This window comes from Caproiciproducens faecalis (assembly GCF_019448085.1).
In the GTDB taxonomy this organism is placed as follows: domain Bacteria; phylum Bacillota; class Clostridia; order Oscillospirales; family Acutalibacteraceae; genus Caproiciproducens; species Caproiciproducens faecalis.
In genome coordinates this window covers 108522-120967 of the sequence record NZ_JAGFNZ010000004.1, presented here as the reverse complement: position 1 = coordinate 120967, position 12446 = coordinate 108522, and the positions used below count along the sequence as shown (strand labels likewise).

At 50.3% G+C, this 12446-nt stretch carries 10 protein-coding genes; all 10 read right to left on the bottom strand.

The genetic code is table 11. The features are described 5' to 3' along the window. Positions 1–40: 40 nt before the first annotated feature. A complete protein-coding gene (locus J5W02_RS10990; RefSeq protein ID WP_219965738.1) occupies positions 41–2050 on the bottom strand; it encodes a methyl-accepting chemotaxis protein in 2010 nt (669 codons plus the stop codon). A gap of 275 nt (positions 2051–2325) precedes the next feature. After that, complete coding sequence (gene surE / locus J5W02_RS10985; protein WP_219965737.1) at positions 2326–3102, bottom strand: 5'/3'-nucleotidase SurE; 777 nt, start codon at positions 3100–3102, stop codon at positions 2326–2328. A gap of 83 nt (positions 3103–3185) precedes the next feature. After that, entirely contained in the window at positions 3186–4616 is a 1431-nt protein-coding gene (locus J5W02_RS10980; RefSeq protein ID WP_219965736.1) for an FGGY-family carbohydrate kinase, read from the bottom strand. Between the two features lie 72 nt (positions 4617–4688). Beyond that, positions 4689–5471 carry an SDR family oxidoreductase gene (locus J5W02_RS10975; protein ID WP_219965735.1) on the bottom strand — a complete coding sequence of 261 codons (783 nt, stop codon included), beginning with the start codon at positions 5469–5471 and terminating at the stop codon, positions 4689–4691. 301 nt (positions 5472–5772) lie between these two features. Then, on the bottom strand, positions 5773–6324 hold the full coding sequence (locus J5W02_RS10970) for a glycerol-3-phosphate responsive antiterminator (RefSeq protein ID WP_330659747.1): 552 nt from the start codon (positions 6322–6324) through the stop codon (positions 5773–5775). Positions 6325–6443: 119 nt separating this feature from the next. Further along, entirely contained in the window at positions 6444–8018 is a 1575-nt protein-coding gene (locus tag J5W02_RS10965; protein ID WP_219965733.1) for an ABC transporter permease/substrate-binding protein, read from the bottom strand. Beyond that, entirely contained in the window at positions 8015–9142 is a 1128-nt protein-coding gene (locus tag J5W02_RS10960; RefSeq protein ID WP_219965732.1) for a betaine/proline/choline family ABC transporter ATP-binding protein, read from the bottom strand. The genes J5W02_RS10965 and J5W02_RS10960 overlap by 4 nt, the downstream gene beginning before the upstream one ends. A gap of 74 nt (positions 9143–9216) precedes the next feature. After that, positions 9217–10194, bottom strand: a complete 978-nt coding sequence (locus J5W02_RS10955; RefSeq protein WP_219965731.1) for an electron transfer flavoprotein subunit alpha/FixB family protein — start codon at positions 10192–10194, stop codon at positions 9217–9219. A 4-nt stretch (positions 10195–10198) separates the two neighbouring features. Beyond that, positions 10199–10978, bottom strand: a complete 780-nt coding sequence (locus J5W02_RS10950; protein ID WP_219965730.1) for an electron transfer flavoprotein subunit beta/FixA family protein — start codon at positions 10976–10978, stop codon at positions 10199–10201. Positions 10979–11014: 36 nt separating this feature from the next. Continuing rightward, positions 11015–12430, bottom strand: coding sequence for an FAD-binding oxidoreductase (locus J5W02_RS10945; RefSeq protein WP_219965729.1), 1416 nt, complete (start codon positions 12428–12430; stop codon positions 11015–11017). Between the last annotated feature and the right edge of the window lie 16 nt (positions 12431–12446).

Below are 12446 nucleotides of genomic sequence, written 5' to 3'. Positions count from 1 at the left end.
AACTTATCTGGTTTTCCCGCATCCGAAAAACAGAGTAACGTCAACTGTTCAGCTTTTTCAGATGAAATCTACCGACAAGGGACCGCATAACCTGCACCTGAGTGGAAAGCTCCTGGCTTGCGGCGGCATTTTCTTCCGCCGTTGCTGAGTTGGTCTGCACCACCGCGGCAATCTGGTCGGCGCCCTGTGTTACCTGACTGATGGATTCTGCCTGCCGGCCTGACGCTTTTGTAATTTCATTCACGGCATTCGAAACAGATTCCACGCTTTCTACCACCTGATGGAGCGCTTTTGCTGTCTCGTCCGCAATTTTTGTGCCGTTTTCTACCTGCTTGGTGGAGTTTTCAATCAAAGAGGTGGTATTTTCCGCCGCCTGAGCACTTTTGCTTGCCAGATTGCGAACCTCGTCCGCCACAACGGCAAACCCTTTGCCCGCAGCTCCGGCTCTGGCTGCTTCTACGGCCGCATTCAGAGCAAGAATATTTGTCTGGAAGGCAATATCCTGAATAGTTTTGATAATTTTTCCGATTTCCCCGGAGGATTCATTGATCTGCGCCATTGCAGATACCATTTCCTCCATGTGTCGGTTGCTGGCTTCTATCTCTTCGCGTACCAGACTAACATTTTTATTGGCCTGTGAAGCATGCTCCGCGTTTTGCTTCACATGGTTGGAAATCTCGGTAACAGTAGCCGCCAGTTCCTGCACGGAGCTGGCCTGCTCCGTTGCTCCCTGCGCCAGCGCCTGCGCTCCATTGGCAATCTGTGCTGAGCTGGAGTTCACCTGTGCGGCCGATTGACTGATTTCCGTCAGTGTACCATTCAAAGAATCCGTAATTTTGCGAATGGATGCTTTGATGGAAACGAAATCACCCAAAAATTCCTGCTTGAGTTCGAAATCAAGCCGTCCGTTCGCAATACTTCCCAGCGCGGTGTCAATTTCCGCAATATAATTCTTCATATTATCGACTGTATAAAACAGGGAATCAGCCAGCATTCCGACGTCATCCTTTGTCTTCACGGAAGGGACTTCGGAATGAAGGTCTCCATGGGAAAGCAGCTCCAACCGCTGGCTGAGCTTTTTCAGCGGGATCTGAATGGAGTCTGTAAATTTCCACACGGCAGCCAAGCCGATCAGCAGGGTCAAAAAAGCAATCAGAAGCACCGCCGAAGAAACGCTAAAGGTCGCTGTGTCAATTTCTTTCTGGGGAATCATTGCAAGGACTTTCCAGCCCGTATTGGGAGAGGTATAAACATTGGTAAGGAATTTCTGCCCTCCCATAGAGGTGTTTTTTACACCATCGGTTATTTTTGCAATATTCTCCATACCGCTGATTTTCAGCTCGTCTATTTTTTTAAGATTATGCTTCTGATCCATGGAATCGGAAATAATGGTTCCGTTCTGATGGACTAGGAGCAGATACCCGCTCTTTCCGATTTTTACCTGATTGAGCATTTCCGTCATGGAATTCAAATTGACGTCAATGCCGGAAACGCCAAGCAGATTGTTGCGTTCATACACGGCCTTTACCAGTCCGAGAATGATGTTCCCATCGTTTTCGTACGGCTCTGTATATACATATTTTCCTTTGCCAGCGGTTGCGGTTGTGTAAAACAGCCGCTGGGTCGGGTCATAGTTTGGCACCACCGCCCCGCCTTCCGGGCTCTGCATATACTCCTTGCTTTCCAGTCCGTAATAAACATAGGTGACGTAGGGGTGAGCCTGACGAAAAGAATCAAACGACTGGAAAATTTGCTGCTCCATTCCCCCCGCCTGAGAAGACCGGATGACCCTGTCGTCAGTTTCCCCTTTGTTCACATAGCTGGTCAAATGCCCCTTCGAAGTTTTCATCAGACTGGCGGGCGCCATATAATCCAGATTGTATTGAATCTCCGAAAAGAAGGTATTCATGTTTTTATCAGCCAGTTTCAGCTGTTGGCTGCTGGACTCGACGTACTGTGACTGAATCTGGTTGGGCAGTATGAACAGGGACATCACTGCAAAAGGAACTGCAATCACAATGGCAAAAATGATGCTGAGCTTTTTCTTCAAACTGGATTTTTTAATGGACTTGTGAGAAACTTCCCGAATTGTTGCGGAACGTTTAAAGAAATGAAACATTCTACTTTTCAACCTTTCATCAATATATTTTCCGGAAAAGAGCTTTCAGGAAAAAAATACCAAATCGGGAATGCATAAAAAAAGAGGCGGTTTATCGCCGCCTCAATCATCATTTCCGTTTTGCATTCCTCAACTGTTGGCCAAAGCCTTTATAAATGAAAATTGCCGCGTTCCTGCTGTGTGCCTGTCCTCTTCTCCGGACTCTTTTAGACCGCTGTCATATTCCAAGTCATTGGTGTAATGGAAATGGCTTTGTCTATATAAACGGCATAAATATCACTGTCCGGCTCCAGAGTATCCATATCGACGGACAGCTGGGATTTCAGTTCAAATTTTTTTGAAAAATCACGTTTTTCCGGCCGGATAAAACAGAAATAATTTTGATGGCTCTGCCGCGTAATATGATAATGATCCACATCCCGTAATTGATCCGGGACGTTGATATTCAGCACGGTTGCGCCGTCGGGCATCCCGTCTTTGAGTACGGCCTGCGCCGCCCTTCTGGTTATTTCCGCCGCGGCGTTCCAGTCCGCCGGACTGTAATCCGTTTTTCTCTGCAGATGCAGCGGGATTTGCAGGGAAGCCGCTATCGCGGGAATTTCATGGGAATTCGCTTCAAACGCGGCGCCCAAAGTTCCGCTGCAGGTAACGACGGTACCCAGGTTTTCCCCGTAATTGATGCCGCTGACACACAAATCCGGCTTACGGTCCGCAAGCTCCAGCACGGCGTGTGCCACCGCATAAGCTGGGGATCCGTGTACCGCGTAGGCTTTGGTGGGCACCCCGTTAATCGTCAGAAAGGTTGTTTCTATAATGCCCAGATCATTCGTACGAGGAAAGGCACGTCCCATGCTGGTCTGCTGACAGTGCGGAGCAACGATCAGCAGTTCGCCCAAATCGGCAACCGCTTCTGCCGCCGCGCGCAGACCCGGGGAATGAATTCCGTCGTCATTGGTTATTAAGATTAAAGGTTTCGATTTCATATCGCTCCCCCGCGCTCAACCGAAAAATGGGCAGAAATACTGCAGTCGCTCTGCAGCATTTCTGCGATGTCTATTAAAATGAGTTAACTGAAAATTTCATAGGAACGCTTCAGAAGATCATCCGTGCATTTCGTAATGTCACGGTAGACTGCGTTCATCCTTGCGTATTTCTCGGTATTTTGCAGATTCGGCTGGAAAGTGTCACGCATGTGAACCATGTGAGCGACAGCTTCGTCGAAAGTTTTGTAAGCCCCTACCGCAACCGCCGCACAAATTGCCGAACCGACCGCCGCAGAACCGTTCACGACGTTGCGTGAAGAGGGAATCCCGAAAACATCGGAGAAAATCTGCATAAACAGATCGCTGTTCGAACCGCCGCCGGAAATGATGATATTGTCCAGCTTCACATCAAGCTCTTCACACATCTCGTCCACACGGCTCTTCATGGTCATAGCAATCCCTTCCAGAATGGAACGGTACATATGTGCGCGGGTATGACGGCCGTCAAAGCCGATCATGGTGCCCTTTTTGAACGGCTGATCCGCGGGAGCCAGGAAGTCCAGAACGGTCATCAGGCCATCACTCCCAACGGGAACCTTCTCCGCCTCTTTGCTGAGAAGCTCTTCTGCGGACATCCCCATGGATTTGGCTTTGTCTGCGTAGCTGTCACCCAGCACATTTTTGAACCAGCTGACCGTCCACATACCGCGGCGGATGCCGTTGCTCTCATATAGATACTGGTTGGGGACGGAAGCAAAATTGCTCCAGAAATTTACGGTATTCTTTGGGTTGTCGTGTCCCTGAGCCATGGCGGCAATGTAGGTACCAAGGGAGATCAACGCCGTCTTTTCGCCGGTGCAGCCCGCGCCCAGCGCCTCAACCGCCTTGTCGTTTGAGGTAGCTACAACCGGAAGTCCTTCCGGAATACCGGTTGCCTCTGAGGCTTCCTTTGTCACATAGCCAAGAATGGTCCCGGGCATCTGCAAATGGAACAGCATATCGCGGGTAAGGTTGTATTCGGCGATCTTCTTGTCGTCCTCGTACCACTGCCATGTGTCTGTATCCATCGGCCATACGCCCTGATAGTTTGCGGCTGTATCGTTAAAATTGCCGGTAAAGCGATGAGTGATATAACCGGATGAAGTAGTAACATAAGCGATGTCGTCGCTGACCTGCTCATGCACGCGGGAAACGCGCTGATCCATCCAACTCATAACCGGGGAATACAGGGAACCGTCCTTCTTCAGGAGCGCCCGGCAGAACCGGATGGTGCAAAGCCCGACCGCCATAATGTCCTTAACGTCGCCGTTAAATTTTGCCAGCGTCTTTTTGCTTGCCACCGCAATGGAATCCCACAGATCGTCATCGGGATGTTCTACGACTCCCGGCGACGGAAGATTCACCGGCCTGAGGTTTTCTTTCTCTTCGCAGACAATATTTCCTTCCAGATCAAAGATTACGATTTTTGAACTCTGAGAACCGCCGTCAACGGCCAAAATGTATTTTTTACTCATTCCAAACCTCTTCTGCCTTTCGGATAGTGTTGGGGCGGAGAGAAATCACTCTCCCCGCCGCGCTATAAAAAATCAGCGAACCAGGTAGCCGCCGTCAACGACAACCAGTGTGCCGGTGACATAGTCGGAAGCGTGGCTGGCAAGGAACACAACGGTTCCCATCAGATCCTGTCTTTCACCCCAGCGGTTGGCCGGAATATGGTCAAGCACTCTCTGGTTGGTAACGGGGTTGCTGCGGGTTTCTACTGTGATGTTGGTAGCGTAGTAGCCGGGAGCAATGCCGGTAACCTGAATGTTGTATTTGCCAAGCTCGTCCGCATAGGCTTTGGTGAGGCCCGCAATACCGTGCTTCATAGCGGCATATGCCGGGGAACCCAGTCCGCCCAGATAGGAGAACAGCGAGCAGATGTTGATGATTTTACCGCTTCTCTGCGGAATCATGTATTTGGCAGCCTCATGGCTCAGTTCAAAAGCTGCGGTAAGGCCGGTCGCAATCATTGGATCCCAGTCGGCACGGTCGAAGTCCAGAACATCGTTCAGTTTGCAGATACCGGCGCAGTTAATCAGAATATCGATGCTGCCAAACTGGTTGACACAAGCCTCAACTACTTTCCCAGGTACGCCTTTTTCAGTAAGATCACATTTCATAAAGCCCATCTTGCTGCCGGCTTCCTCGATCAGCTTCTGTGTTGTTCCGTCGTCCTCAACAAAACTGGCAACAAATACGTTTGCGCCGGCTTTTGCCAATGCCAGTGAAAAGCACTGTCCCAGACCGCTGTTACCGCCGGTTACAACCGCGTTTTTGCCTTTCAGGCTGAAAAAGTCCAAAGAAAAATCATTGATATCGAAGCTCATAATGTTTACCTCCATAAGTTATGTATTGTGTTTGTAAGACAAAGAGCCGCACCATCAAACAGTATCTGCACACTATACTGTTCCCGACACTTATTTTTGTACGCACGAAAACATAAAAAGAGTTTTCATGCAACAAAAAAAGTAGCTTCAAGACAGCATAACGCTGTGTTGAAGCTACTTTCTCTTCATCTCTTTAGTAACTGTGTTTAGTATAAAGAAAATATATCTGTTTGTCAATGCTATTTTGTGCGAATTTTTTTAAAAAATTTTGTACAAATTGCAGAATTGTATGTTTATTTGCTCAGTCCCGCCAGATTTCCTGATTCGTGGTGGATATCGCAATTGCCCCGGCGCTGAGCGCACCGATTACATCGTCCTTATCCAGAATCAGGCCACCCGCAATCACAGGCCGGTCAATTTCGCTGCACAAATACCGGATAACCTTCGATAAACCTGCCGGAAGCAGCTCGACCACGTTCGGGTCCGTTGCGTGAACATGCTTAACCACATTTGCGTAGGTAATAAAGTCAATCATAAAAAAGCGCTGGATCGTGAACAGTCCCAATTCATTGGCACGCTTAATCAGGAACGGCTTTGTGCTGATAATCCCGTCTGCTTCCGTGTACTTCTGAATAAAATCCACGCAGACTTCCTTGCTTGCAAAACCTGTAATCAGATCAACATGCACAAAAACGGTTTTTCCCATTTCCTTTAGCTTTTTGACAATATCTGAAATGGTACAGATATCCCCGAACAGAACGTTGACCATTTTACAGTCCACTTTTCCGCAATTCTCTACGGCTTCCCATTTATTGATCGCCGCTATGACCGGACAGACTTCTGTGTTTTCCAAGAATTCTTCCGTTGTTAACTTCATATTGCACCTCTGTTTGTCGATTTGGCTATCCATTTGGTACCTTATTCTTCAGTTTGACTTTATTATACCACGCCCTTTTTCTTTATACAAACCTTTTACAGCAGGCCCTTGCTTTTTAAAAAGTTCAGCGCTACATCCTCCGGGGACTGACCTTCCTGATCGACAAGATAGTTGAGATTCCGCATGGATTCATCATCCAGCAGTCCCGTCATCAGGTCGATGACATCCTTGAGCTCCGGGTATTCCAGCAGGACCGATTCGTTGATCATTGGGATGGCATAATAGGAAAGCAGAGCGTTTTTGTCATCCTCAAGAACTTTGAGCTGATAGGTTTTCAGCAGTCCGTCCGTGGAGTATGCTGTCAGGACGTCGCATTTCTTGCTGGCAATGGCCGTATAGCCCAGCCCGCCCTCGATGGGGGAAGTTCCCTTGAATTTCAGATTGTAGGCATCGTACAGAGCGGTAATTCCGTCCTTGCGGTTATTGAATTCTATAGTGGGAGAAAAAATCAGCTGACTGCTTGCTTTTTCCAGGTCCGAAATGTTGTTCAGCCTATATTTGTCCGCTGTATCCTGACGAACCGCCAGCACAAAGGAATTGTTGAAACCAATAGGGTCCAGCACCTCTATCCCCTGCTTGGCCATCAGTTCCTTCACGGTGGAGTAGATGTGTTTTTTATCGGTAGAGGAGCCCTGATTAAGCAGGCTGCCGTACGCCGTACCGGTATATTCCACATACATATCGACATGGCGGCTTTTCAGCGCGTTATAGCAGATATCGGTGCTGCCCAGATTTAAATCGCGCACCACTTTGATATCCGTTTTGTCCTCAATCAGATCAGCATAGATATTTCCCAAAATCAGCTGTTCGGTAAAATTTTTGGAACCGACATGAATCACCTTGCCCTCCGCCTTGTTGATGGGGGCAACAGAGCCGATAATGATCGCGGCCATCACGGCCAGCGCACCGGCGGAAACAATCCAGCGTTTTCTTTTGTGACGGCGGACTTTTTCCTTATTCATATCGATTGTCGGGTTAATCAGGTTGACCGGGGTAACGATCTTTTCTAAAAAACCGACAACAAAGTCAACCACCAGAGCCAGAATGCAGGCCGGAATCGCACCGCTTAAAATCAGATAGGTATTGCTGGTCTGGATACCCGAATACACGAGATACCCAAGTCCGCCCGCGCCGATAAAAGCGGCGATGGTCACGAAGCCCACCGCGTTAACCGCGGCGATTCGGATACCGGCCATGATGACGGGAAGCGCAAGCGGCAGCTGTACCCTTCCCATGACCTGTCCCTGCGTCATGCCGATTCCCTTGGCCGCTTCCAGCGTATCAGGATCTATGTTATTTAAACCGATACAGGTGTTTTTTACAATGGGCAGCAGGGAATAGATTACTACACAGAAGATTGCGGGCGCCGTACCGATTCCAAGGTACGGAATTAAAAATCCGAGCATGGCAAGGCTGGGGATTGCCTGCACAATATTTGTCATTCCCAGAACCGGCTGCGCGAGTCTGGGGGAATGGCTGATGAGAATTCCGACGGGAATCCCGATCAAAACCGCGATTCCCACGGAGAGAATCGTCAAGTGAATATGATCCAGCAGCAGGGAAAGGATCTGTTCACGGATGTTCCAGAAGCTTGCAAAAAATTCCGTCATCGTTCACCCTCCGTATCTACAAATTGCTGGCTTAAAACAGTCATCAGGTTTTTGGATGTAATCAGTCCGATTAGACGGTTTTCTTCGTCCACCACCGGCACAAAATCAAGCTGGCGCTCCCGAATGAAACCGAGAATTTCCAGCAGATTTTTTTCTGGAGCCGTTGTCGGGAATTCTGTCTTCATTATTTCACCGACAAGGCCGGTGCGGTCGGACTGTTTCTGAAGATCAGCACCGTATACAATGCCAATCAAGCGGTTTTCCCCGTCGGTAACCGGGAGGGCGTTGATTTCATTGGCTCCCAGAAGCTCCGCGCACTCTGACAGAGTTGTGTTCCGAGTGCAGCTGACGGGATTAATCAGCATGATGTCCCTGACACGGATCAGCTCGGGGATATTCCAGATTCTCTTTCTTCCTACGAAATCAGAAATATACTCATTGGCCGGATTTTTCAGGATGTTCTCAGGTGTGTCATATTGAACAATGCGTCCACCATCAAGAATACAGATGCGGTCGGCTATTTTGATCGCTTCATCCATGTCGTGCGTTACAAAAACAACGGTCTTTTTGAGCCGGGTCTGCAGCCCAACAAGCTCCGACTGGAGCTGAGCGCGGGTAATCGGATCCAATGCGGAAAACGGCTCGTCCATCAGTACGATTTTCGGGTCGGATGCAAACGCTCTGGCAACGCCGATTCTCTGCAGCTGACCGCCGCTCAGCTGGGAAGGATAGCGGTAAAGATACGCTTCCGGGTCCATCCCCACAATTCTCATCATTTCCGAAGTGATATGCTCTCTTTTTGCCGCGTCAATGCCCTCTATCTGCAAAATGATCTCTATGTTATCCTTTACAGTCATATGAGGAAAAAGTCCGGTTTTCTGGATGACATACCCGATTCTTCTTCTCAGTTTGACAGTATCCAGCTTCGCAATATCCTGATCGTCGATCAGGATTCTGCCGGAAGTCGGGCTTGTCAGTTTATTAATCATTTTCAGTGTTGTGGTTTTGCCGCATCCGCTGGGTCCAACCAAAACAACCATTTCCCCGTCCTGAATTTCAAAACTCAAATTCTTAATTACTTCGTTTTGTTTAAATGCCTTCGTAACATTCTCAAATCGGATCAAAGGGGTTACCTCCTCCACAGATTTTAGGATTCGCAAACGTCTAACGCCGCAGTGTCCACCTTTTCAATTCCGGTTCAGTCAAAAGACTCCTTCTTTTCCAGCCGGTCAATCAGTTTAGGAACAATTTCATACAAATCTCCCAGAATCGGGATGTGTGCAAGATCAAATATTTTTGCTTCGGGATCGCTGTTGATGGCAATAATTGCTTTCGCCCGGCGCACCCCCGCCTGAAACTGCACCGACCCGGAAATCCCGCAGGTAAGCAGCAAATCCGGACTGACTGTCGCCCCGGACAGACCGATCTGCTTTTCGTGCGGCAGAAGACCCTTTTCGACCAGCGCCCGCGAGCAGGCAAGTGCGCCTCCCATCAGTTCAGCCAGATGCTCCAGCATTTCGAGGTCCTCTTTCCTTTTCACACCGCGGCCGGCCGCGACCAGTATTTTTTGCTCGGCAATGCCCGCTTTCAGCTTTAACGGCTGCATATCCAGCAAATCGATACGACCGGAAGTTTCGATATTGAAAACACAAAGTTCCGGTACTTGGTTCCCGCCACGCGCGCAGGACTGCATGACGCCGGGTCGTACCGTGGCCATCTGCGGGCGCGTGTGGTCGGTTACGATTCTGGCCATGATATCGCCCCCGAAGGCGGGTCGGATCTGGATCAGGCCGCCTTCCGGCGTGCGCTCCAGCTCTGTACAATCCGCCGTCAAACCGGTGCGGCAGGCCACGGCGACGCGCGGAGCCATTGCCCGCCCAAAGCAGGTTCCGGCAATCAGCAGTACCGACGGGTCAAGCAGACGAACACACTCCACAACGGCTGCGGCACATTCCTGCGCGTCAAAGGTGCGGCAGGCCGGACAGACATATACCTTTCTGAGCGGAAGGCCGCGCAATTCTTCAGACAGCGTTTCCGTATTGCGGGCGAACGCAACGCCGAAGATGTTTCCCCCGCAGGGCTGGGTCAGCTCCAGCGCTTTCCCGATCAGTTCCAGAGACGAAGGATGCAGTCCGTTCTCATTTACTTCCAGACAGATTAAAATGTCCTGATTCATCTCTTCACCCCATTCCCGTTTCCCGCAAAATCAGTTCCGCGCACTCGTCCGGACTTCCCGAAAAAAGTGGTTTGTGCTGCATACGCGGCGGCGGATAAATTTTTCTGACCCTTGTTGCAGAGCCGTTCAGACCGTAATGGGATGCATCCTGATCGGACAAATCCTTTAACGTGACAACGGTAATCTTCTTCTTCCCCGCCGCCATTTTCAAACGAAGAGACGGCATTCGCGGCAAAAATCCTTCCCGCTCCACGGACAGCAGGCAGGGCAGGGGCAGGAGCAGGCGAACCTTTTCCCGTTCAACCGTCTGTTCCACGGTCACGGCTGATTCCGTAATATTTTCAATTGCCGACACCCAGTTGACGTGCGGCAGATTTCTCCACTGCGCTAGTGCCCCGCTGACCTGAGCCGTATCTCCGTCGGTAGTCTGTCTGCCGCACAGGATTACATCATATTGTCCCGCCGTTTCAATCGCTCTATGCAGCGTATACGAAGTGGCAAGGACGTCGGCACCGGAAAACGCCTTGTCCGATATTAAATATCCGGCGTCCGCTCCCATGGAAAAAGCGGTACGCAGCACTTCCTCCGCTTTGGAAGGTCCCATTGTGAAAACATGTATTTCCGCAGGAACACACTCCCGGATGCGAAGGGCCGCTTCCAGCGCGCTCAGATCATAATTGTTCACCACCGGCTGCAGTCCCGCACGGACAATCACACCGGTCTCCTCGTTCATGGAGCCGCGGGATTCCGCCGGAACCTGCTTCATACAAACCGCAATTTTCATATTTTCCCTCCCTTTATCTTCCACGATCTGGATTTATCAAAACATATTGCCGGGGTTCCAGAAGTTCGTCGGGTCGTAAATTTCTTTTAATTTGCGCATCCGAGAAATCAGCGCGTTATCTGACGGAAGCCAGCGCCGCTTCAGTTTGCCGACCCCGTTCTCTGTAACGACACAGCCGCCGAGCCCCGCGGACTCCTGCAGCATCCAGCTCATCCACGCCTCGCACTGCTGCTGTTCCGAAGAATTTTTGGGAAAAAGATTGCAGTGCAAATGGTTTTCCCCGATATGGCCGAAAATGCAGTGAGCAGGCCGGAGGTCTTTCAGACATTCCTCATACCAGTTCATAATCTGCGTGAATGATTTTCCCTCAAAAGAAATATCAGTGGATAATTTGGTAATTTCAGCATTGCTCCGGTGGTTTTCTTCCACAATAAGATTGGCCGTTTCCGGAACCGCATGGCGGAAAGTACGAAGAGACTCGATTTCCTTTTCCCCGGATACCGCCCACGCACGGTCGGGGTCGCTTCCAAACTGGGTCGCCCGCTCCATCAGAATTTCCGCCGCGGATTCGATGCCGGCTTCCTCCCCCGCAATTTCCAGATAGATCATCGCGTCAAAAGTGGGGTCAATGGGAGGGATGCTGCCAAGTTTGGTCAGCAGTTCCTTTTTGCTTTCCACAAGCCGGATGGAATTCCCGTCGATATATTCTGCCGCCGTCACCTGTGCTTCTTCTGACCTGACCGGGTCGGACTGCAGTTCATCCGCAAAACGCCAAGCGTCCTGTCTGTTTTCAAAGAAAAAAGCAATTCCCCACTGTTCCGCAGGGCAGGGAATCAGCCGCAGAGTCAAAGCGGAGAAAACACCGAGCATTCCTTCGCTGCCAAGGAACGCGTCCAGCTCATCAAGCTGTTCACCGTTTACCTTTAGAAAATGATCCCCGCACCGAATATCCCGCACAGTACCGTCAGCCAGAACGACGCGTGCCGCTTCAAAATACTGCCTTGCGCCTCCGTAAGCATAGGAACAGATTCCGGACGCAGCCGCAGCGGCAACGCCGCCGACCGTCGCGGAAGTTTCCGTCGGCTCGGGCGGCCAGAAAAGGTGGACGGGTCCGCCCAGCTTTGCCATCTCCTGCTTCAGTTCCGTCAAGCGCAAACCGGGTTCCACTGTCAGCAGATATTTTCCATCCGTTTCGGAATATTCCAGTACCCGGCTGCAGTCGGCCACATTCATCAGATGCCCGCCCAGCGGCACCCCGCTGCCGGCGATCCCGGTCTTGCCACCCTGCACGGTTACCGGAATCTGCTGTTCACGCATTTCGCTGATTACCGCGCAGATCTCTTCTTCGCTGCGCGGAAACGAAATGCTCTGTGCACTGCCGGAAAATTGAGACTCATCGTGAATATATTCCTCGTACGATTCGTCCATAGGAAAAATTGGACGGCTGTTCATGCAATGATACCTCACT

Excerpts from the sequence above, each read along its gene's own strand:
- J5W02_RS10945 (WP_219965729.1), bottom strand. The coding sequence starts at position 12,430 with ATGAACAGCCGTCCAATTTTTCCTATGGACGAATCGTACGAGGAATAT.
- surE (WP_219965737.1), bottom strand. The coding sequence starts at position 3,102 with ATGAAATCGAAACCTTTAATCTTAATAACCAATGACGACGGAATTCAT.
- J5W02_RS10955 (WP_219965731.1), bottom strand. The coding sequence starts at position 10,194 with ATGAATCAGGACATTTTAATCTGTCTGGAAGTAAATGAGAACGGACTG.
- J5W02_RS10965 (WP_219965733.1), bottom strand. The coding sequence starts at position 8,018 with ATGACGGAATTTTTTGCAAGCTTCTGGAACATCCGTGAACAGATCCTT.
- J5W02_RS10980 (WP_219965736.1), bottom strand. The coding sequence starts at position 4,616 with ATGAGTAAAAAATACATTTTGGCCGTTGACGGCGGTTCTCAGAGTTCA.
- J5W02_RS10950 (WP_219965730.1), bottom strand. The coding sequence starts at position 10,978 with ATGAAAATTGCGGTTTGTATGAAGCAGGTTCCGGCGGAATCCCGCGGC.
- J5W02_RS10975 (WP_219965735.1), bottom strand. The coding sequence starts at position 5,471 with ATGAGCTTCGATATCAATGATTTTTCTTTGGACTTTTTCAGCCTGAAA.